Genomic DNA, 21,119 nt, shown 5'->3' on the forward strand with positions numbered 1-21,119 from the left:
CAGCGCAGCTAGTCCTTGTCGCGCACCAGCGGTACGCGGGAACTGCCATAGGTCAGTGTTTCCGGTTTAGCGCGGCCCAGCGGGTCGTCGCCATACCCGTTTGGACCGACGTCGCCCGGCAGAACTGCAAGGATCAGCAGGGCAAGCTGGCCAAACGGAACAAAGCCCAACAGCATCAGCCACGCGGTCAGCCCCTTGTCATGCAACCGGCGTGCCATCACCGCAAGGAAAGCAGGCAAAAGCGCCAGCGTGAAGACCACTGGCGGCCAAAGAACGTCATCGCCGGATTCTACAGACAAAACGGTGTAGATGACGGTGGCAAACAGCCCGCCATAGAAGACCAGGAAAAACCACCAGAACTCCGACCGTGCGGCCCGACCACGCCACAGAAAGCTCTTTGAGAGGCAAGATCGGAGGGCTGCGACCGGTCCCATCAGCTTTTCTTCAACTGGATTTTTTTCTCGGTGCCGTTGAGCATCCGGCGAATATTGCCCGCGTGACGCACCCAGATGATCGCGCCCAGAACGGCGGCCAGCACCACATAGCTTGGCAGCCCCATCAGGTGGAGCCAAAGCGGCATCAGCGCTGCGGCGGCAAGTGCGGCCAATGACGAGATGCGGAACACCAGCGCAAAGACCAGCCATGTCAGGCACGCAGCCAGACCTGCGAAAAAGGATAGGGCAAGCAAGGTGCCAAGATAGGTCGCCACACCCTTGCCGCCGTTAAAATTCAACCAGACTGGAAAGATGTGACCGATAAACGCCGATAGGCCCGCAAGCTGCGCCGCGTCCTCTCCGACAAAGAACCGCGCCAGCAACACGGCGATCCCGCCTTTGCCCGCATCCAGCAACAGCGTCGCCAAAGCCGCCGATTTGGAGCCGGTGCGCAGCACGTTGGTGGCTCCGATGTTTCCCGATCCGATTTCGCGCAGGTTGCCCAAGCCCATGACCTTGGCGATCACCAACCCAAACGGGATGGAGCCAAGCAGGTAAGACGCGACGGCGACAAAGGCCAACAGGTAGGGGGCGGTGATAATCTCAGGCACGGGTATAGACCTCCTCGCCGCCGACGAATGTGCGCAGCACGCGGCCTTGCATCCTTTGCCCGTCGAAGGGTGTGTTCTTGGATTTGGACCGCAGCGTTTCACGGTCCATGACAAAAGGCGCGTTCGGATCAAACAGTACAAGATCGGCAGGGGCGCCGACCGACAGCCTGCCGCCTTCCAACCCAAGCCGCTTGGCAGGGTTGAGCGACAGCGCCCGCCACAGGGTCGGCAAATCCACCGCACCAGCATGGAGCAAGCGCATAGAGGCAGGTAGCAGCGTTTCCAGCGCAACAGCGCCGGACGCGGCCTCCTCAAAGGGGAGGCGTTTGCTCTCCTCGTCTTGCGGGGTATGCATGGAGCAGATGATGTCGATCAGCCCGCTAGCAACGGCCTCGACCATGGCAAGACGGTCATCCTCGGATCGCAAGGGTGGCTTCACCTTGAAGAAGGTGCGGTAGTTGCCAACATCTAACTCGTTCAGGGTCAGGTGGTGGATCGACACGCCTGCGGTGACATCGAGACCCTTGGCCTTCGCGCGCTCCAGAACGGGCAAGGCAATCGCTGTGGATATCTGGTCCGCGTGGTAGCGAACGCCAGTCATTTCTACCAAAGCCAGGTCGCGCTCCAGCCCCATGCGCTCCGCCATCGGTGACACCGAAGGAAGCCCGCGCAGCGACGCGAACTTGCCGGAGGTCACGGCGCTGCCTTTGGACAAGCCGGGGTCTTGCGGGTGCCCCATTACCAGCGCGCCAAGTGAGCGGGCATAGGTCATCGCGCGGCTCAGAACCTTGTTGTCGGACACGACGTTGTCGCCATCCGAAAAGGCCAACGCGCCAGCATCCATCAAGAACCCCATCTCGACCATTTCGCGCCCCGCGCGTTCTTTGGTCAGCGACGCCATCGGCGCAATGCGCACGGGTGCCATCTCCGCCCCACGGCGTTTGGTGAATTCCAGTGTCTCGGGTGTGTCCACGGTGGGAATGGTGTCAGGGCGTGTCACCATGGTCGTGACCCCGCCCGCCGCCGCTGCCAAACCTGCGGTGCGGAAGCTTTCCTTGTGCCGCTCGCCCGGCTCGCAGACCTTCACGCCGATATCGACGATGCCAGGGGCCAGGACTTTTCCGCCACAATCAATTCGGTTCCCCGCGGGGAACCTTTTGTCATCTATATCAATATCTTGCGGTAATATTTCGTTAATCCGCCCGTCCTTGATGAGCAAAGCGCCAAGCGTCTCCGTCCCGGCTTCAGGGTCTATCAGTCGTGCGTTGGTAAGAAGCAAGTCAGCCATCAAAACCCTATGTAGTAAGAAAAGACCCAGAAGAAGGCGGCTATCATTGCCGCCAGCGCGATCAGCGTCAGGCGCACGGCAAAGTTTCGCCCCTCAGGGGCCTCTGCGGCGGGACCACCCAGCACGCCCTTTGCGGCGTCGCTTTCGAGCTGGGTGAATTTCGGCGCGGGGGCTTTGCCCTCGGCGTAGGTGGCAATCAGCTCGGCGTCTCCGGTTTGAAGGAAGGTGGCCTGAACCCCACCGAACGCAGCGCTGCGGATCAGCGCGACATCCCGACCCAAAGCGTCCAGACGCAGGGAGTCCTCCAAGCTTGGGGTGACGTCATAGCCTTCCCGCAACAAACCGCTGAGGCCCAACTCTCCCAAGGTGTCTACCGACAGAATTTGCACGTCATCGGCGGAGGATATTTCAACCCCCACTGCGCGTCCAAGCGCGTCCAACGATCCGTCCGCCTCCAGCTGCGCCGACAGCTCGGAGCTGAGCGCAAAGATTCGTAGCATCCCGTGTTCGGTTGCGCTGAGTGTCAGGTCCGGCATTGGATTAGCTCCCCAACCAGATCATCAGGCAGGTGAAGGCGAAAATGCCAAGCAGGGCATACATGGCCACCTTGCCTGAGGTGCGAGGGTCTTTCGGTTCGTTCAAACCATCACCCCTTGTTCTTGCGCGGCCTCGCGCCGCGTTCGCACGAGCAGTTCCATCGCGGCCATGCGGACGGCGACGCCCATCTCGACCTGCTCTTGGATCACGCTGCGGTTGATGTCGTCGGCCAGCACGCCGTCGATCTCTACGCCGCGGTTCATCGGGCCGGGGTGCATGATAATGGCGTCGGACTTGGCGTAGGACAGCTTTTCAGGGTCCAGCCCGTAGCGGTGGTAATACTCGCGCTCGGAGGGGATGAAGCCGCCGTCCATGCGTTCCTTCTGGAGGCGCAGCATCATCACCACGTCCACGTCTTTGAGGCCTTCGCGCATGTCCTCGAACACCTCGACGCCAAATTCCTCCATGCCGGACGGCATCAGGGTCGGTGGCCCGATCAGGCGGACGCGATTTTCCATTTTGCCCAAAAGCAGAATGTTAGACCGTGCGACGCGGCTATGGGCAATGTCTCCGCAAATGGCGATGGACAGGCGATGCAGTCGGCCCTTCGCGCGGCGAATGGTCAGCGCGTCGAGTAGGGCTTGCGTTGGATGTTCGTGCCGCCCGTCGCCCGCGTTCAGCACGGCGCAGTTCACTTTTTGGGCCAGCAAATCCACAGCACCTGAATGCGGGTGGCGCACGACCAGAAGGTCTGGGTGCATGGCGTTCAACGTCAGCGCGGTGTCGATCAGTGTCTCGCCCTTTTTGACGGAGCTGGCTTGCATCGCCATGTTCATCACGTCCGCACCAAGGCGCTTGCCCGCAATCTCGAAGCTGGCCTGCGTGCGGGTAGAGTTCTCGAAGAACATGTTGATCTGGGTCAGTCCCGCCAGCGTGTCGGAATGTTTCACGTCGCGGCGGTTCAGGTCGACATATTGGTCGGCCAGATCAAGCAGGGTGGTGATTTCATCGGGGGCAAGATGTTCAATCCCTAGCAGATGCTTCGCGCGGAATGTCATGGAGGCCCTCTCGTGATTTTATCGGGTTATAAGGGGGAGCGTTCAGTCGGGCAAGGCCGCCCTGCGACGGTTATGTCATTGTGGGGCCAGTGCGGCCAGACTAGGTTTAGCCTCATGGAATCGGGACTGGACTTTTACACGGCCAAAGCGCTGTTGGACTGGCATGTCGACCTTGGCGCCGACGAGGCGATCGGGGACGTGCCAATCAACCGCTATGAGGTGCCCAAAGAGGCGCCTAAAATGGCCAAACCCGTCCCTGTCGCCGAAGCCCCGATTGTTCAACAGCACGGACCGGACCCAGTTGCGGTCGCCCGTGACATGGCGCAGTCCGCACAGGATCTGGACGGGCTGAAAGCGGTGATGGCTGCGTTCCCGCATTGCGATTTGAAAAACGGCGCGCGCAATCTGGTATTTTGCGACGGCATCGCAGGCGCGAAGATCATGGTGATCGGTGAAGCACCGGGACGTGAGGAGGACCAGCAAGGCAAACCCTTTGTTGGGCCAGCGGGTCAACTTCTGGATGCGATGTTCGCCGCGATAGATTACGGGCGCGAGAATGCCGAGAACCCGATCTATATTACCAATGTCCTTCCATGGCGCCCGCCGCAAAACCGCGATCCCAACCCCGACGAGGTGGCGATGATGCTGCCGTTTCTGGAACGGCACGTTGCGCTCGCAAATCCTGAGGTTCTGGTGCTGATGGGCAACCACGCCTGTCACGCGCTGCTAGGGCTTAAGGGCATCACAAAGTTGCGCGGCACATGGTCGGAAGCTCTGGGCAAACCTGCATTGCCCATGCTGCATCCAGCCTATCTGCTGCGGATGCCTGCTGCCAAGCGCGAGGCTTGGGCCGATTTGCTCAGCCTGCAGGCAAAACTGCGGGGGTGAGATGGGCAGCTCGTTTGATCGGCTGGATCTTGATCGCAGCTTTGCCCCGCTCCAAACCTTGCAACTAAAGGAAGCAAAATGAGCCGCATTGACGAGAGCAAAGAGTTTGTGCCGGTCCGCATCGCGGTCATGACTGTCTCTGACACAAGAACGCCAGAGGATGACAAGTCCGGCAATACGTTGGTGGACCGTCTGGAAGGGGCAGGTCACATTCTGGCGGACCGCATGATTTTGCAAGACGAGCGCGACCAGATCGCCAACCAGTTGCGCCTCTGGTGTGCCAACCCCGAGATTGACGTGATCCTGACCACAGGCGGCACCGGATTGACCGGACGCGATGTCACGGTAGAGGCGCATCGCGATGTTTATGAGAAAGAAATCGAGGCCTTCGGGACGGTGTTCACGATCGTTTCAATGAACAAGATCGGCACTTCCGCCGTGCAAAGCCGTGCCACGGGTGGCGTGGCGCAGGGCACCTATCTTTTTGCGCTGCCGGGCAGTCCGGGGGCGTGCAAGGACGCGTGGGACGAAATCTTGTCGCTTCAACTGGACTACCGCCACCGGCCTTGCAACTTTGTGGAGATATTTCCGCGCCTTGACGAGCATCAGCGACGGAAATGACGACGCTGGCCGCAAAGTGATAAGGTATTGGACGTAAGGGGACTTGCGTCCTACATAAATAGTGAAGTTTCGGAGTTCGTTGAACCATGCGCTTTTTCCGCCGTAGCCTCGTCGGCCTGTTCTTGATGGCGTTGACCGTTGGTCTTCTCGCCGTTGGCGGAGATATGATCTACAGCTCCCTCGAAGAAAAATGGTCCCGCGAAAGCACAAGCCGCCCCGCGCGCGAGCGCGTGTTCTCGGTCAATGTGATTGCGTTGGAGCCAACTTCTGTCACGCCTGTGTTGAGCAGTTTTGGCGAAGTCCGATCTCGGCGAACGCTGGATTTGCGCGCGCCGGTTGGCGGCACAGTGGTCGAGCTTTCGCCGGATTTCCAGGAGGGCGGCACCGTGCGCAAAGGCCAGCTTCTCGCGCGGATTGATCCCGCCGATGCGCAAACCGCCGTTGATGTGGCCCGCACCGATCTGGTCGAGGCCGAAGCTGACCTGCGCGAAGCCCGCAACGCTCTTGCCCTTGCGCAGGATGATTTAAGCGCGGCGCAAGAACAACTGGCCCTGAGGGAACGCGCCTTGCAGCGACAGCGGGATCTGAAAGAACGCGGCGTCGGCACGGAAGCCACCGTCGAGACGGCAGAGCTTGCCGAAGCCAGCGCCAAGCAAGCGGTGCTGTCGCGTCGTCAGGCGATCCAGCAGGCCGATGCGCGGGTCAGCCAGACCCAGACATTGATTGAACGCCGCCGGATTAACCTGACCAATGCCGAACGGCTGTTGGCGGACACAGAGGTGTATGCTGCGTTCGATGGCCGCTTGTCTGGAGTGACGATCACCGAAGGCGGGCTGGTTGCCAATAACGAGCAACTGGCAGAACTGATCGACCCTGACGCGCTGGAAGTGTCCTTCCGTGTCTCTACCGCGCAATATGCTCGTCTGCTGGATGAAAGTGGTGGGCTGACCCAAGCGCCGGTGACGGTCACTTTGGACGTTCTGGGCACGGATCTGAGTTTTCAGGGTCGCCTGACCCGCGAAAGTGCGGCGGTAACAGCAGGAACGACTGGTCGGCTGCTCTTCGCGGAACTTATGGATACCAGAGGTTTGCGACCCGGGGACTTCGTGACTGTCGCTATTGAGGAGCCGGAGCTGGAACGCGTCGCTGTCGTGCCATCCTCTGCTGTGGATGTGTCGGGCGGTGTGTTGGTCTTGGGCGAAGACGACCGGCTGGAGAATGGTGAGGTCATCGTTTTGCGTCGTCAGGGCGATGACGTGATTGTTCGGGTGCGCGGATTGCGAGGGCGCGAGATCGTTTCAGAGCGGTCGCAGCTTTTGGGCGCGGGCATCAAGGTCAAACCTCTGCGCGGCGACCGCGCCATTCCCGAAGCCCCCGCGATGGTAGAGCTGGATCAGGACCGCCGTGCCAAGCTGATTGCCTTTGTGGAAGCAAACACCCGCATCCCGGAGGAGGTGCGAACCCGCATGTTGGTCCAATTGGGCGAGCCGCAGGTGCCCGCAGATATGGTGGAGCGGCTAGAAAGCCGAATGGGGAGCTAGATCGTGAGACAGGCAATAGCGTCCAGAACCGGCGGAGTCCTATCTTACTTCACTCGACACCGCACTGCCGCAAACCTGCTTTTGGTTCTGATGATCGCGATTGGCGCCGCCGCCGTGCCGCGCATGAACACCCAGTTCTTCCCCGATGTTGTTGTCGACAACGTTTCGGTCAATGTCCGTTGGGACGGGGCTGGCGCGGACGACGTAGACGGCGCGATTGTGCAACTTCTGGAACCTGCCTTGCTGGCGGTTGAGGGGGTCGAAAGCTCCAGCTCTCAATCGCGCGAGGGCAGCGCCAATATCAACTTGGAGTTCGAACCGGGCTGGGACATGTCCCGCGCCGCCGATGACGTTCAAGTGGCCGTCGACAGCGTGTCGAACCTGCCTGAAGACGCGGATGATCCGACCGTGCGCCGTGGTGCGTGGCGTGACCGCGTGACGGATGTGGTGATCACCGGCCCTGTGTCTGTTGACCAGCTGGGCCGCTTCGCGGACGAATTTGTCACCCGTCTGTTTGCCGTGGGCGTGACCCGCGCCACCATTCGGGGTGTGGCCGCGCCCGAGACAATCGTCGAAGTGTCGTCCCTGTCCTTGATCCGCAACGATGTGACGATGGCCGAGATAGCCGAAGCCATTCGGGGCGAAGCCTCTGCCGATCCGGCGGGGGACGTAGATGGTGCCAATGCCCGCGTGCGAACGGGTGTCGCCAAGCGAAGCGCGGACCAGATTTCGGGGATTGTTTTGCGCTCCAACGCGGATGGCTCGAAGCTGACGATCGGCGACGTGGCGACGATCCTTGTCGAAGGCACCGACCGTGATCGGGCCTATTACGTGGGCGAGAACCCCGCCGTTTCAGTTCGCGTGGACCGCACCAATGGCGGGGACGCCATCGCCATTCAAGGCCAAGTGCAAGACGTCGCGACAGAGTTGGAGCGGACATTGCCGGAAGGCACCAAAGTCCAACTGATCCGCACACGGTCCGAGGCGATTTCGGGCCGGCTGAACATCCTGCTGGACAACGGCCTGATGGGGTTAGGTTTGGTGGTGTTGCTGCTGTTCCTGTTTCTGAATGCACGTACGGCCTTCTGGGTTGCAGCGGGCATACCGGTGGCCATGCTGGGTGCGATTGCGCTGATGTATGCGGCAGGGATTACCATCAATATGGTGTCGCTGTTCGCGTTGATCATCACCTTGGGCATCGTGGTCGACGACGCCATTGTGGTGGGGGAACATGCCGATTTCAGAGCGACCACCTTGGGCGAAGACCCCGCGACTGCCGCCGAGAACGCGGCGCGGCGCATGGCGCAGCCGGTGTTTGCCGCGACCGTCACGACGATCATTGCGTTCTTCGGCCTTGTTGCTGTGGGCGGGCGCTTTGGCGACCTGATCGCAGACATTCCGTTCACTGTGATCGTGGTTTTGCTTGCGTCGCTCGTCGAATGCTTCCTGATCCTGCCGAACCACATGTCCCACGCGCTTGCCGCGCAGGCGAAGGAGCGTTGGTATGACTGGCCGTCCCGCACGGTCACGCGCGGCTTCAACTGGGTTCGCGAGACGCTGTTCCGCCCCTTCATTGCGGGTGTGATCTGGGCGCGGTATCCGGTGATGGCAGGGGCATTGCTGCTGCTGATGTCACAGGCGGTGCTGTTCATTCGTGGCGATGTGACATGGCGGTTCTTCAATGCGCCGGAACGCGGCTCGATCTCTGGCAACTTCTCGATGCTGCCGGGGGCCACGCGCGACGACACCTTAGAAATGATGCGCGAAATGCAACGCGCCACGGATGAGTTGGCGGCGAAATACGAGGCCGAACATGGGCGCAACCCGATTGACTACGTGTTGGCCGAAGTCGGTGGCACAACTGGCCGCGGGTTGGCGGGGCAGGAAACCAAGGACAATGACCAACTGGGCTCCATAGCGATCGAGCTGATCGACGCGGATCTGCGCAGCTATTCCAGCTTCCAGTTCGTGGGCGAGCTGCAAGACGCTGTGCGTCGGCACCCGATGTTGGAGACGGTTAGTTTCCGAGGCTGGCGGTCTGGTCCCGGTGGGGACGCGCTGGATGTGCAGATTTATGGAGCGAATGCCGAGACGCTGAAGCGGGCCGCGGAGGGGTTGAAAACGGCCCTGTCCAAATACCCAGAAGTGTCCGCATTGGAAGACAATCTGGCCTATGACAAAGAAGAGCTGATCCTTGATCTGACCGCGCAGGGCCAAGCGCTGGGCTTCACGATTGACGGGTTAGGGCGCGTGCTGCGCAACCGTCTGAACGGCATTGAGGCCGCGACCTATCCCGACGGGCCACGCTCTGCCACGATCCGTGTGGAGCTGCCCAAGGGCGAGCTGACAGCAGATTTTCTAGAACGCACCTTCCTGCGGGCGCAGTCGGGCGAGTACGTGCCCTTGAGTGACATCGTTGCTGTCGCGCGGCAGTCCGGCTTTTCCACAGTGCGGCGGGAGAATGGCGTCCGGCTGGTGTCGGTCACGGGTGACATTTCCGAGGATGACCCCGTTCGCGCCGAGGAGATCATGGCGAGCCTAGAGGCCGATATTCTTCCAGCGCTTGAGCAGGATTTTGGCGTGGCGACCACCATGTCGGGCCTTGCGGAACAAGAGGCGGACTTCCTTACCGATGCCTCAATCGGGTTCATGTTCTGCCTGATCGGGATTTATCTGGCGCTGGCTTGGGTGTTTTCGAGTTGGACGCGCCCAATGGTGATCATGTTGATCATCCCGTTCGGGTTGGTCGGCACGATCTACGGGCACAACGCGTGGGGTGTTCCCATGTCGATGTTTACCGTGGTGGGCCTGATTGGCATGACAGGGATTATTATCAACGACTCGATTGTGCTGGTATCGACCGTCGACGAGTACGCGCAGGAGCGGGGATTGATCCCCGCCATAATCGACGGCGCGGCCGACCGCCTGCGTCCCGTCTTGCTGACGACGCTTACGACCGTGCTGGGTTTGGCGCCGCTGTTGTTTGAATCGTCGTCACAAGCGCAGTTCCTGAAGCCGACTGTTATTACCCTTTGCTACGGGCTGGGCTTCGGCCTTGTGCTGGTTCTGCTGGTTGTCCCATCGCTGATGGCGATGCAGGCCGATGTGTCCCGCCAAATGAAGGCGCTGCGTCGCGCGGTGCAATCGGGCAGCGGTCTGCGCTGGGTGAGCCTTGGGTTGGGCCTAGTTATCGCGGCCTTGTTTGCGGCGACCTTGGGGTCGGCAATCGTTCAAGGCGCGTTGCCCGCAGTTTTGGCTGGGTTGGTTCCTGCTGGCTCAGCAGTGACCGCAGCCTTGATATTGTTCGTCGCTGGCACGGCGTTGGTGCTGATTGTGAGCTGGATCGTGGCCGCGACGGCGCATGGAGTGTCGCGTAGCAAAGGCGCGTAAGCGGCCTTACGAACAGCCCTTGATGTCCACAGCGGCGAGCGTCGTGATCACCGTCATGCGCACCTGATCCATATTCAGACGGAACGGTGTCTTGTCGCGCGTAGAGATTTGCGCCGTGGCGCGTAATGTGTTGCCGGTGCGGACGACTGTTGGCTCACTGACCCACAAATCCGAGCCGCTGGCCTCAATGACCAATGCTTCGTTGCGCCCTTTCAGGGGCGGCATGTCGATTTCGACATCGATGTGCGCGCCAGCCTCGTAATAGGTCACATCGCACTTCACCCGTTGCACCTGCGCGCGCTGCGCTGGAACGGGTCTCTGGCGCATGGCGGTCGAGATCTCTTCGACATTGGCAACCTGCTTTGGTGGCAGCAGGAAGCTAAGGTCGAGATGAACAGGCAGGCAGATTTCTTCGCAGACGCCAAAGTCGAGCGAGCCGTCAATCTTGACGGTGCCGTCAGTCGCAGTCGCGAACGCGAAGGGCAGCACCAGTTGATCGCGATACCCGATTGAGCGCAGGCCGTTCTCGTGGAAGACTTCTGGCTTTGGCCAGAGAACCTTAACACCGTGAAGGTTCGCCGACTTGGACAGGTCCAAACGTGTCGGAACTCCGCCGTCGCCCGGCGCGCGCCAATATGTTTTCCACCCCGGCGCCAGCACAAATTTGAGCGCTGCAAAGTGCGTCCCGCTGGAGTCGCGCCAGCCTGGTAGAAGAGTTACCTTGACCACATCCGATGCGCCCGTCTCCACGATCTGCGCGGCGACAGGGAGGGGCGTGGCAAGAAGTAAGGCGCACGCAGCCAACCAAGATTTGACGGGGGTGTTGTTCATGCCGACCTCGATAGCGGCTTGCAATATGACAATAAACTCACGTTTGAGCGAGACACTGACATATGATGCCATCTGCGGCTTCGGTGCCGCTTGATTGCCGTGGCGCAAGTCGCCACCTTGGAGCCATGAGCTTTGATTCTACCCAACTAGCCGGAAAACTCCTGATTGCCATGCCAGACATGGGGGACCCGCGCTTTGAGCGGTCGGTGATCTTTATGTGCTCGCACTCCGAAGATCGCGCGATGGGGCTGATCGTTAACAAGCCCGCGCGGGATTTGCGGTTTAACGATCTACTGAAGCAACTCGACATCCCCGAGGCGCCACGTTCAAGGCAAATCAGGGTGCATGTCGGTGGACCGGTGGATTATGGGCGCGGCTTCGTGCTGCATTCGCCAGACTATCATAGCACCGATAGCACTCTGGAGATTGATGGCGGTTACGGTCTGACCGCGACTTTGGATATTCTGGAAGACATCTCCCACGGAGACGGGCCAGAGCGCTGCCTGCTTGCAATGGGGTATGCCGGATGGGGCCCCGGGCAGCTCGAGGCAGAGATTCAGCACAATGGCTGGCTGATTTGCGACGCGGATAGCGATCTGGTGTTCGAGGGCGAAAACGACGCCAAATGGACCGGCGCGCTGGACTTGATGGGGATCAACCCGTTGATGCTGTCGCCGGGTGGCGGCTCAGCCTGAACGCGGGGCTGCGGCCCTTGTGAGACGATCATTTATCGCCAGACCCAGACCGGTCATCGGGATCGGCGCCACGTTGATGGTTTGCCCGTCGTCGGCCAGCGCGTCCATTTGACGAAGCATGGCAAACAGGTTCGCTGCGGCTTCGTGCAAGTCCCCCGACTGCGATAGGTTCAGCTGACCGTCGATTGCGCCAAAACCAAGCATCAACGCGCCTTCGCGTTGGTTGAGGGCGACCCGCGCGTTTGGAGCGTAATGGGACGTCAACTGACCTGGGGCGTTGGGCGTGTCGGGGTTCAGGTCTTGCGGCAATGGGTGTCCAATTGCGGCCTCAAGTGCCTCGACTGGTAGCCCGCCGGGCCGGAGCAGACGCACAGGGTTAGTCGCAACGATAGTGCTTTCGACGCCAACCTCGCACGGGCCATCGTCCAGCACGGCATCAATGCGGCCCGAAAGTCCGGACAACACATGCGCAGCTTTGGTCGGGCTAATCTGGCCGGACGGGTTGGCCGAGGGCGCAGCAACGGGGCAACCCGCCGCAAGAAGTAGATCACGAGCGAGCTTTTGGGCGGGCATACGAATGGCGACGGTATCAAGCCCCGCTGTGACCAATGAAGACAAGCCGTGGCCGTCTTTCAGGGGTAGCACCAACGACAGCGGGCCGGGCCAGAACGCTTGTGCCAAGGCGCGGGCGTCATCGTCGAAATGGGCGAGCGTTTCGGCCTGCTCAAGCGACGCGACATGCACGATCAGCGGGTTGAAACTGGGGCGCCCTTTGGCCGCGTAAATGGCGGCGACAGCCGTGCCGTTGCGGGCGTCTGCACCAAGGCCGTAGACGGTCTCGGTTGGGAAGGCCACCAAGCCGCCATCTTGCAACAGCTTGGAAGCCTTAGCCAAATCGGCAGGGCCGAGAGAAAGCGTTTGTAGGCTGGCCATTGGGGTCGGACCTGATTTTGACGTTGCGTTCTGCTTGATGCCAAAGCCGCGCATCGGCACAGTGAAACGGATTTTAAAGCCCCTTTAGCTGATCCAGTGGCCGCATGCAAAGCTGCTAGATGCCAATACGAGGACAGACAATGCCCTATCGCGCCCCAACCGCCGACTACCAGTTCCTGCTTGATCACGTGGTCGGCTTCGACAAAGTCGCCGCGACGGAGCGATTTGCCGAGGCAACGCCAGACATGGTTTCGGCCATTCTGGAAGAAGCGGGCAAGATGGCGAACGAGGTTCTGGCCCCGTTGAACCGAAACGGCGACCTGCATCCTGCAAAACTGGAAAATGGTGTTGTGCGCACATCCCCTGGGTTTGGCGACGGCTACAAAGCGATTGCCGAAGGCGGTTGGATCGGCATGGCGGCGAGCCCCGAATATGGCGGCATGGGCCTTCCGTTTTCGATGCAGAACGCAGTGAACGAGATGATGGGCGGGAGCTGCCTGTCACTGCAACTGAATCCGTTGATGAGCCAAGGCCAGATCGAGGCGCTGGAGCACCACGCCTCTGACGCGTTGAAAGACCTTTATCTGCCCAAACTGATTTCGGGCGAGTGGTGCGGCACGATGAACCTGACGGAGCCGCAAGCCGGCTCTGACGTGGGGGCGTTGAAGTCGAAGGCCGAGGACAATGGCGATGGCACCTACGCGATCTCCGGCCAGAAAATCTACATCAGCTGGGCAGATAACGACTTCAGCGAGAACGTGTGCCACTTGGTGCTGGCCCGTTTGCCAGACGGTGTACCCGGCACGAAGGGCATTTCGCTGTTCATGGTGCCCAAACTGATCCCTGACGAGAACGGCAAGCCTGGCGTAGCGAACTCGCTGAAAGTGGTATCGCTGGAACATAAAATGGGCCTGCACGGCTCGCCCACTGCCGTGATGCAATATGACGGCGCGACAGGCTGGCTGGTGGGCAAGCCTCATGGCGGCATGGCCGCGATGTTTACCATGATGAACAACGCCCGTGTGGGTGTTGGGGGACAAGGGATCGCTGTGGCAGAGGCCGCATACCAACATGCTCTGGCTTACGCGCAAGACCGCAAGCAGGGTAAAACGCCAGAGGGCGATACAATTTTGGGCCATGCTGATGTGCGCCGGATGCTGGCGGAGATGAAGGCCGACGTGTTTGTAGCCCGCTCCATCGCAGCGGCCTGCGCTGTGGCGATCGACATGCAAACTGCGACTGGCGCGCCAGAATGGACGGCACGGGCAGCGTTGCTGACGCCGATTGCCAAGGCATTCGGGACAGACACAGGCATCAATGTTGCGCAGCAGGGCATTCAGGTGCATGGCGGTATGGGTTTCATCGAAGAGACCGGTGCCGCGCAATATCTGCGCGACGTTCGTGTGACGGCAATCTACGAGGGCACTAACGGCATTCAGGCTATGGACCTAGTGGCCCGAAAAATGATGGATGGCGGCGAGGCGGCATATGCGTTGATCGACGAGATCGAGGCCTATGCCGAAAACTGCAAAGCCAATGTGCCGGATCTTGCAGGACCGGTGTTCAGCGCGGCAGAAACCCTGCGCGAAACCACAGAATGGTTGGTGGAGCAGGACATGAATGATCGCTTTGCCGGCGCTGTTCCCTATCTGCGTCTGTTCGCGCGGGTGCTTGGCGGTTACTACCACCTTTGCGCCGCGAATGCCGCCGGATCGGACACCACGCGCGGGCGTCTTGCGACGGTCTATATGAAGCGTCTGCTGCCGGAACATATTGGCTTGGCCGAGCATGTGCGCCAAGGGGCCAGCGATCTGTATGCGCTGAGTGAAGAGGACTTGGTGGCTTGAGCGAAACGCTCAGCTACCCGTTCCCCGACATCCCCGAAGAGGGCGCGGCGATAGAGGTCGCGCAGGGCATCTTGTGGATGCGCCTGCCCTTGCCGATGAAGCTGGACCACGTGAACATCTATGCGCTTGATGACGGCGACAGCTGGACCATTGTCGATACGGGCTTCTATTCCAAGCGCGGGGTCGCGATTTGGGAAAAGCTGTTGGCGGGGCCGCTTGGCGGCAAACCAGTGGGCCGCGTGATCGTCACCCACCATCACCCCGACCACATCGGCATGGCAGGCTGGTTCCAGTCCGAACATGGGGCAGAGCTGGTCACGACCCGAACCGCATGGCTGATGGCCCGAATGCTGGTGCTGGACGAGCAGGATCGCCCAACGCAAGAATCTCTCCAGTTCTGGAAGCGGGCCGGCATGGCGCCGGAGATTTATGCGCAGCGCGCGGAGGAACGCCCGTTCAATTTCGCTGATTGCGTTGCCCCGATGCCGCTGGGTTATCGTCGCATTCGCGAAGGCGATGTGATCAGCGCGGGCGAGCGCGACTGGACGGTCCGCATCGGCAATGGCCACGCGCCGGAACATGCGACGTTTTGGACGGACGGCCTTGTGCTGGGGGGCGACCAGTTGTTGCCGTCGATCAGCCCGAACCTTGGCGTCTACCCAACGGAGCCTGAGGCCGACCCGGTTGCCGACTGGTTGGAGGCTTGCGAACGACTTGGGGCTTTTGCCACGCCGGACCAACTGGTTTTGCCAGGCCACAAACTACCCTTTACCGGCCTGTCTGTTCGGATGCGCCAGCTTGTCGACAACCATCATGGCGCGCTGGAACGATTGCTTGACCATCTCGACACACCCAAAACGGCCCATGAGTGTTTCCTGCCGCTGTTCAAACGCGAAATCCGCGGCGGCGAATACGGGCTGGCACTGGTCGAAAGCGTGGCGCATTGCGCTCACCTCTATTTGTCTGGACAAGCCACCCGCATGTTGCGCGATGATGGAGCTTATACGTATCAGCGAAGCGAGGCGTGACAGATGGACAACAAGATCGAGACCACCGCCGAGGCGATTGAAGCCAACGCATTGCGTCGCGCGGGTGTGGTGCATGTCGGAAACTGTGGGCCGACGCCAGAACAACAGCCCTTGCCGGACGCGATGTCAAAGACGCCGATTGAGCAGAAATCACCTGCGGAATGGGCTTATGAGCGGCTCATTCTCTATATCAAGAACTTTGAAGAGCAGCTCGACAACAACCACGAAATTGCGATGGGATTTGTTGGCGGGGATGCAGGCGTGATGCGGATCGAAGGGATCGGGTTCTATGCCCCCGATGTGATTACCTTCTACGGCGCCGATCCTGCGGGTGCGCGGACGCAACAGATCCAGCATGTGAGCCAGTTGAATGTTCAGTTGCGTGCTTTGCCAAAGAACGTGGATCAGCCCGAACCTAACCGCATTGGCTTCCGTCTGGCGCAGGATCTGGGGACCGCATAAAGCCCCCGCGTCCGACTGACGCGTGACAGCGCCAAAAGAATCCGCTAATTCACCCAAAACGCTAACAACGGAGAAACACAATGGCTGAGCACGAACACGGCTCCATGGACATCAAAGACCACGAGAAAACCTTTGAAGGCTTCGTGAAGTTCACCACCTATTCTGTGATCGGGATCATCGTCTTTCTGGTGCTTCTGGCGCTTGTGAACGGTTAATCCACTCCGACAATGAAACGGTTATTTGTATCAGTGTGGCTGCTTGCTTTGCTGGCAGCCTGCGGAGCGGAGTCTGTATGGGCGCCCGACGAAGAGATTCGCGCCAAAGCCTATCGGCACGCAGGCCCTGCGACTCTGACGCTGATCACGGTGATCAATAACCGGTCTGGCGCAGGTGGGCACACTGGCTTGCTTATTAACGGCTCGCAACGGGTGGTGTGGGATCCGGCGGGCACGTGGTGGAGCCCCAACGCGCCGGAACGCAACGACCTGCACTATGGAATGACCGACCGCATGGTCGACGTGTATGTGGATTACCACACCCGCGAGACCTACCACACGGTGTTGCAGGAAGTTCAGGTGTCGCCTGAAGTGGCAGAGCTGGCCATCAAAGAGGCCGCCTCCTACGGCGCTGTGCCCAAGGCGTCCTGTTCACAGTCCACAAGCGCAATCCTTGGGCGTCTGCCCGGGTTCGAAAGCATCAAATCTACCTTCTTCCCGGTGAAAACTATGGAAGCCTTTGCGAAGTTCCCGGGTGTCAAAACGCGCAAGGTTTATGACGACGACCCGGACGATAACTCCGCGAAACTGCCCGGCGGCGCCTGACGCTTCGCCACCAATTCACGCCAAGTTTCACACTTTTTGCACGCGCAAATTAGTTAATTTTCTGTAAAGATCAGACTCACAGACGAAGTAACAAGTTCCTTGGGGGGGATGATTGACGAGTTTGTTAGCGAGTAGGCCTTTTTGAGTGTCCTGCGGGTTGTTTAGCGTGTGTTTGCCGGTCTGCCCGCGGCCCCCATATGTAGTTTAGGTGTTTCCTGTCGGTGCCGGAAAAACAAAAAACCCCCGTAGCCTAGGCTGCGGGGGCAATTATTTCATGCTTAAAGACTGACGCTTATAAGCCGCCTTCGCGCTGTGCTTTTTTACGAGCCAGCTTGCGGGAGCGGCGGATGGCCTCGGCCTTCTCGCGTGCTTTCTTCTCAGAAGGTTTTTCGAAATGTTGCTTGAGCTTCATTTCACGAAAAACGCCTTCACGCTGAAGTTTCTTCTTCAGAGCGCGGAGAGCCTGATCGACATTGTTGTCGCGAACGCTAACCTGCATGTGGTGTCACCACCTTCCTAAGTTAGATTTGCAAAAGTGCAGGAAGTGGCGATATAGCAAAGCCGTTCTAACTTGTCTACCAAGGAAGTAAGCCCCCGGAAGGAGCCCGCCATGGACGACGCGAAGACCAAAATTCTAGATGCCAGCTTGCCTCATGTGACCTTCGACGGGTGGTCAAAAGAGACATTTGAAGCAGCAATCGAGGACAGCGGCGTGGACGCCGCACTGGCGCGATCCTTATATCCGCGCGGGGCGCTTGATCTGGCGGTGGCTTTTCATCAACGCGGCGACGCACAAATGGTCGCGCGGCTCAAATCATCCAACCTGCTGTCCATGCGCTTTCGTGACCGAATCGCCGCTGGCGTGCGCTACCGGCTGGAAGCCGCTGCCGTGGATAAGGAAGCGGTGCGCCGTGGCTCTGCCTTCTTTGCCCTGCCGATGCATGCGGCTGAGGGCGCGAAGCTGCTCTGGGGGACGGCGGATGCCATCTGGACTGCGCTTGGCGACCAATCCAAAGACCACAACTGGTACACCAAGCGTGCAACACTGTCGGCCGTCTATGGCGCGACTGTTCTGTTCTGGCTGGGCGACGAAAGCGAAGACCACGCGGCGACGTGGGACTTCCTTGATCGCCGCATTGATAACGTGATGCAGATCGAGAAGGTCAAAGCCCAAGTGAACGCCAACCCTTTGACCTCGAAACTGATGGCGGGGCCGAATTGGTTGCTGTCGCAACTCAAAGCGCCGGGATCGGGGTTCGACTCTGACCTGCCCGGACACACCAATTCAAAGTAAGGACCTGACATGACGCTTCCCGAGACGATGCGGGTGGTGGAGATCACCAAGCCCGGCGCCCCTGACGTGCTGCAATCCGCTGAAGCGAACGTGCCGCATCCGCGCTATGGCGAAGTTCTGATCAAGCTGGCCTATGCAGGGGTGAACCGTCCTGACGCGTTACAACGTGCAGGCCTGTATGACCCGCCCAAAGGAGCGTCCCCGCTTCCGGGGCTTGAGGGCGCGGGCACTGTGGCCGCATTGGGAGAGGGCGTTTCCGGACTAAGCGTGGGCGACGAAGTCTGCGCTTTGCTTCCCGGTGGCGGCTACGCCGAATATGTTCGCACAGCTGCGGCCCATTGCCTGCCAGTGCCCAAAGGCCTGAGCATGGCGCAAGCAGCGGCTCTGCCGGAGACATTCTTCACTGTCTATTCCAACGTCATCATGCGTGGCGGCCTTCAAGCGGGGGAGCGGTTTTTGGTGCATGGCGGCTCGTCCGGGATTGGCACGACGGCGATTCAATTGGCGAAAACACTGGGTGCGCGGGTGTTCACCACCGCAGGCAGTGATGACAAATGCGTGGCCTGCAAGTCTTTGGGAGCAGAGCAAGCCATTAATTATCGCGAAGCGGATTTTGTCGAGATCATCAAGCAAGAAGGCGGAGCGAATCTGATTCTGGATATGGTCGGTGGAGATTACCTACCGCGCAATGTCCGGGCCTTGGCTGATGACGGGAGGCTGGTGCAAATTGCGTTCCTGCAAAGCCCGAAGGTCGAGCTGAACTTTGCCCAGTTGATGGTCCGGCGGCTGACGATCACCGGTTCTACCCTGCGACCGCAAAGCGACCTTGCCAAAGCCCGGATTGCCGATGCGTTGCGAGAGCATGTCTGGCCCTTGATCGGGTCGGGGGCCATCGCGCCGGTCATGGATAGCGAATTCGCGCTAGAGGACGCCGCGAAGGCCCACGCGCATATGGAAAGCTCTACCCATATTGGAAAAATCGTTCTGAAAGTGGCGTAAAAGTAAGCCGGGTCGGGGGTCGACCCGGCTTGAACCATTTACCCCTCGGTTAGCCCTAGGGCTACAACACTCGTAAAAATCGTTGGCAGCAAAATCCAACATCGAATAGGGGCGTGACCGTACAATGGTCCCGCATTTACCTGTCCGATTTGCAACAAAAACACATGATTCCTTCCCCCAAAGGAAGTACCGCACAGGTAAGGAATACCATACCAGTCCGAAAGTTTTAAGGGGAATTCTGCGAAACAATCCCCGACGCGATCCAAAAAGCGCAAAGCTTGGTAATAATGTTTAACTTCAACGAACTGGGTCAAGAAGCGCGTTCGGCATTGTGCAGTCATTGAGAACATCGCGCCCACAATCTCGGGGTTTAAGGTCCTTTGTGAGGCAAACGCGGACCTCTTGGATCCGGCGCTGCTTGCACGTGACGGTAACCATATCGGCGGTAAGACTAGGGTTAGCTTCCAGAAACGCCTCTTCGACGACTTTGGCTGGAAGTTTCACTGAATTCGGTAGTTTGCGGAACACCTCAGGTCGCGAGACCGCGGCATAGGCGCGGCGGGACGTTTCGAAATAATCGGCGGCGGACATGCCGGAACAGCGCCCGTGCTTTTTCCACTGATGCCACGCGAGGCCGCCGGACCCCATCAGATCGGTCATGGCTTTGGTTTGGCCGCGTGACGCGTCGCGTACCGTCGTCCGACAATAGGAAGGCCAGCCCCGCTCGTTCTGCGGCCACAGCCCGTGCAAGGTCCAGCCGTAGTCATGGCGCGGGTCGCATTGGTCGGCGTTACGCGCGTCACCTTCGAGAGCGCACCACGTGGGCGACCAGCTTAGCGACAAAACGTAATAGTCGAAATCGCCTGCGCGCTCCCCTTCGGCCCAAGCCGGAGCGGCCAAGATCAGCAAAGCGGCCAACAACATGCGCATTTTCTCTTCCCCTAATGTGAATCCGTCCCTATATAGCCAGCAAGTTCCCCAACATCACGAACTTGTTCCAACCGGGACAGCCCCTAAGCCGGGTGACGGGGAAGTTGTGTCCGCAGATGCGGCAAGTAGGAGAGAGATCAATGGCACTACCCATTATGGCAAAGGCCACCGCTGTTTGGCTGGTGGACAACACGACCCTGACCTTTCCGCAGATCGCGGAGTTCTGTGGCCTGCACGAGTTGGAAGTCCAAGGCATTGCCGATGGTGATGTCGCCGCGGGCGTGAAGGGGTTTGACCCGATCGCCAACAACCAGCTGACTCAGGAAGAGATCGACAAAGCACAAGACGATCGCAAATATCGCCTGAAGCTGAAATACAATGCTGCCGCCGAGGGCGAAGAAGTTCGCCGTGGCCCACGCTACACACCGCTGTCCAAGCGTCAGGATCGCCCTGCATCGATCCTATGGCTGGTGAAATTCCACCCCGAATTGTCTGACGGCCAAGTGTCCAAACTTGTCGGCACCACCAAGCCGACAATCAACGCGATCCGCGAGCGGACTCACTGGAACATCCAAAACATTCAGCCAATCGATCCAGTTGCCCTGGGCCTGTGCAAACAGTCCGAGCTTGATGCCGCTGTGCAAAAAGCCAATGCCAAGCGTCTGAAGGAAGGTACTGCCCTGACCGATGAAGAGCGCCGCAAGTTGGTCTCGACAGAGCAGTCGTTGGGTGGTGAGCTGGAAACCGCGCTACCAACAGCCATTTCCGGTTTGGAAACCTTTACCTTGTCGGGCAATGACCAAAACGACGACGAGGAAGAGGATGACAACCTGTTGGTCGATGCCGACAGCCTGTTCAACCTGCCCGACGCGCCAAGCGCGGACGAAGATGACGATTAATACCTTTCAGCA

The 21,119-nt window shown here is 59.7% G+C and carries 22 protein-coding genes; 13 read left to right on the forward strand and 9 right to left on the reverse strand.

Translation table 11 applies throughout. From position 1 onward, the window contains the following. Positions 1 to 8 precede the first annotated feature (8 nt). The 5 genes from BM352_RS04600 to BM352_RS04620 form a co-directional block, all read right to left on the reverse strand. Positions 9 to 434 carry a DUF805 domain-containing protein gene (locus BM352_RS04600; RefSeq protein WP_090213100.1) on the reverse strand — a complete coding sequence of 142 codons (426 nt, stop codon included), beginning with the start codon at positions 432 to 434 and terminating at the stop codon, positions 9 to 11. After that, on the reverse strand, positions 434 to 1,045 hold the full coding sequence (gene plsY, locus BM352_RS04605; RefSeq protein WP_090213102.1) for a glycerol-3-phosphate 1-O-acyltransferase PlsY: 612 nt from the start codon (positions 1,043 to 1,045) through the stop codon (positions 434 to 436). The genes BM352_RS04600 and plsY overlap by 1 nt, the downstream gene beginning before the upstream one ends. Then, a complete protein-coding gene (pyrC, locus tag BM352_RS04610) occupies positions 1,038 to 2,333 on the reverse strand; it encodes a dihydroorotase (protein ID WP_090213104.1) in 1,296 nt (431 codons plus the stop codon). Before pyrC ends, plsY begins: the two co-directional genes overlap by 8 nt. Next, on the reverse strand, positions 2,333 to 2,869 hold the full coding sequence (locus tag BM352_RS04615; RefSeq protein ID WP_090213107.1) for a hypothetical protein: 537 nt from the start codon (positions 2,867 to 2,869) through the stop codon (positions 2,333 to 2,335). Before BM352_RS04615 ends, pyrC begins: the two co-directional genes overlap by 1 nt. A 102-nt stretch (positions 2,870 to 2,971) precedes the next feature. Continuing rightward, positions 2,972 to 3,928, reverse strand: a complete 957-nt coding sequence (locus BM352_RS04620; protein WP_090213109.1) for an aspartate carbamoyltransferase catalytic subunit — start codon at positions 3,926 to 3,928, stop codon at positions 2,972 to 2,974. A gap of 114 nt (positions 3,929 to 4,042) precedes the next feature. Here BM352_RS04620 and BM352_RS04625 point away from each other — a divergent pair, with 114 nt between their 5' ends. From BM352_RS04625 to BM352_RS04640, 4 genes are all read left to right on the forward strand, one after another. Next, positions 4,043 to 4,816 carry a uracil-DNA glycosylase gene (locus BM352_RS04625; RefSeq protein ID WP_090213111.1) on the forward strand — a complete coding sequence of 258 codons (774 nt, stop codon included), beginning with the start codon at positions 4,043 to 4,045 and terminating at the stop codon, positions 4,814 to 4,816. A gap of 78 nt (positions 4,817 to 4,894) precedes the next feature. Then, a complete protein-coding gene (moaB, locus tag BM352_RS04630; RefSeq protein WP_090213115.1) occupies positions 4,895 to 5,437 on the forward strand; it encodes a molybdenum cofactor biosynthesis protein B in 543 nt (180 codons plus the stop codon). An 86-nt stretch (positions 5,438 to 5,523) separates the two neighbouring features. Then, positions 5,524 to 6,978 carry an efflux RND transporter periplasmic adaptor subunit gene (locus BM352_RS04635; RefSeq protein WP_090213118.1) on the forward strand — a complete coding sequence of 485 codons (1,455 nt, stop codon included), beginning with the start codon at positions 5,524 to 5,526 and terminating at the stop codon, positions 6,976 to 6,978. A 3-nt stretch (positions 6,979 to 6,981) separates the two neighbouring features. Further along, positions 6,982 to 10,368 carry an efflux RND transporter permease subunit gene (locus tag BM352_RS04640; protein ID WP_090213120.1) on the forward strand — a complete coding sequence of 1,129 codons (3,387 nt, stop codon included), beginning with the start codon at positions 6,982 to 6,984 and terminating at the stop codon, positions 10,366 to 10,368. A gap of 6 nt (positions 10,369 to 10,374) precedes the next feature. Here BM352_RS04640 and BM352_RS04645 read toward each other — a convergent pair whose 3' ends face one another. After that, a complete protein-coding gene (locus tag BM352_RS04645; RefSeq protein ID WP_139229785.1) occupies positions 10,375 to 11,271 on the reverse strand; it encodes a protein-disulfide reductase DsbD domain-containing protein in 897 nt (298 codons plus the stop codon). A gap of 53 nt (positions 11,272 to 11,324) precedes the next feature. Between BM352_RS04645 and BM352_RS04650 the strand changes: the two genes are divergently transcribed. Further along, the gene (locus BM352_RS04650; RefSeq protein ID WP_090213125.1) at positions 11,325 to 11,894 is read left to right on the forward strand and encodes a YqgE/AlgH family protein; all 570 of its coding nucleotides are present in this window, start codon (positions 11,325 to 11,327) and stop codon (positions 11,892 to 11,894) included. Here the strand turns inward: BM352_RS04650 and BM352_RS04655 are convergent. Beyond that, positions 11,886 to 12,827: an L-threonylcarbamoyladenylate synthase gene (locus tag BM352_RS04655; RefSeq protein ID WP_090219849.1), complete on the reverse strand. Its 942-nt coding sequence runs from the start codon at positions 12,825 to 12,827 to the stop codon at positions 11,886 to 11,888. The genes BM352_RS04650 and BM352_RS04655 overlap by 9 nt on opposite strands. 140 nt (positions 12,828 to 12,967) lie before the next feature. Between BM352_RS04655 and BM352_RS04660 the strand changes: the two genes are divergently transcribed. The 5 genes from BM352_RS04660 (at position 12,968) to BM352_RS04680 (ending at position 16,985) form a co-directional block, all read left to right on the forward strand. Next, positions 12,968 to 14,674, forward strand: a complete 1,707-nt coding sequence (locus BM352_RS04660) for an acyl-CoA dehydrogenase (RefSeq protein ID WP_090213127.1) — start codon at positions 12,968 to 12,970, stop codon at positions 14,672 to 14,674. Then, complete coding sequence (locus tag BM352_RS04665) at positions 14,671 to 15,702, forward strand: MBL fold metallo-hydrolase (RefSeq protein WP_245780913.1); 1,032 nt, start codon at positions 14,671 to 14,673, stop codon at positions 15,700 to 15,702. The genes BM352_RS04660 and BM352_RS04665 overlap by 4 nt, the downstream gene beginning before the upstream one ends. Before the next feature lie 3 nt (positions 15,703 to 15,705). Continuing rightward, positions 15,706 to 16,164, forward strand: coding sequence for a DUF6173 family protein (locus BM352_RS04670; RefSeq protein ID WP_090213130.1), 459 nt, complete (start codon positions 15,706 to 15,708; stop codon positions 16,162 to 16,164). An 80-nt stretch (positions 16,165 to 16,244) separates the two neighbouring features. Further along, entirely contained in the window at positions 16,245 to 16,379 is a 135-nt protein-coding gene (locus BM352_RS04675; protein WP_090213133.1) for an aa3-type cytochrome c oxidase subunit IV, read from the forward strand. A 12-nt stretch (positions 16,380 to 16,391) separates the two neighbouring features. After that, positions 16,392 to 16,985: a hypothetical protein gene (locus tag BM352_RS04680; RefSeq protein ID WP_090213135.1), complete on the forward strand. Its 594-nt coding sequence runs from the start codon at positions 16,392 to 16,394 to the stop codon at positions 16,983 to 16,985. Positions 16,986 to 17,277: 292 nt separating this feature from the next. Here the strand turns inward: BM352_RS04680 and rpsU are convergent, their stop codons facing one another. Next, the gene (gene rpsU / locus BM352_RS04685; RefSeq protein WP_090213137.1) at positions 17,278 to 17,484 is read right to left on the reverse strand and encodes a 30S ribosomal protein S21; all 207 of its coding nucleotides are present in this window, start codon (positions 17,482 to 17,484) and stop codon (positions 17,278 to 17,280) included. A gap of 111 nt (positions 17,485 to 17,595) precedes the next feature. Here rpsU and BM352_RS04690 point away from each other — a divergent pair, with 111 nt between their 5' ends. Together BM352_RS04690 and BM352_RS04695 are read left to right on the forward strand one after the other, a co-directional pair. Continuing rightward, complete coding sequence (locus tag BM352_RS04690) at positions 17,596 to 18,279, forward strand: COQ9 family protein (protein WP_090213140.1); 684 nt, start codon at positions 17,596 to 17,598, stop codon at positions 18,277 to 18,279. A gap of 9 nt (positions 18,280 to 18,288) precedes the next feature. Continuing rightward, positions 18,289 to 19,278, forward strand: coding sequence for an NAD(P)H-quinone oxidoreductase (locus BM352_RS04695; protein ID WP_090213142.1), 990 nt, complete (start codon positions 18,289 to 18,291; stop codon positions 19,276 to 19,278). Positions 19,279 to 19,575: 297 nt separating this feature from the next. Here BM352_RS04695 and BM352_RS04700 read toward each other — a convergent pair whose 3' ends face one another. Beyond that, positions 19,576 to 20,208, reverse strand: a complete 633-nt coding sequence (locus tag BM352_RS04700; protein ID WP_090213145.1) for a ribonuclease T2 family protein — start codon at positions 20,206 to 20,208, stop codon at positions 19,576 to 19,578. 140 nt (positions 20,209 to 20,348) lie between these two features. On the opposite strand from BM352_RS04700, the gene BM352_RS04705 reads away from it, so the two are divergent. Beyond that, positions 20,349 to 21,107: a DUF1013 domain-containing protein gene (locus tag BM352_RS04705; protein ID WP_090213147.1), complete on the forward strand. Its 759-nt coding sequence runs from the start codon at positions 20,349 to 20,351 to the stop codon at positions 21,105 to 21,107. Positions 21,108 to 21,119 lie beyond the last annotated feature (12 nt).

Source organism: Litoreibacter janthinus, assembly GCF_900111945.1.
Classification (GTDB): Bacteria; Pseudomonadota; Alphaproteobacteria; order Rhodobacterales; family Rhodobacteraceae; genus Litoreibacter; species Litoreibacter janthinus.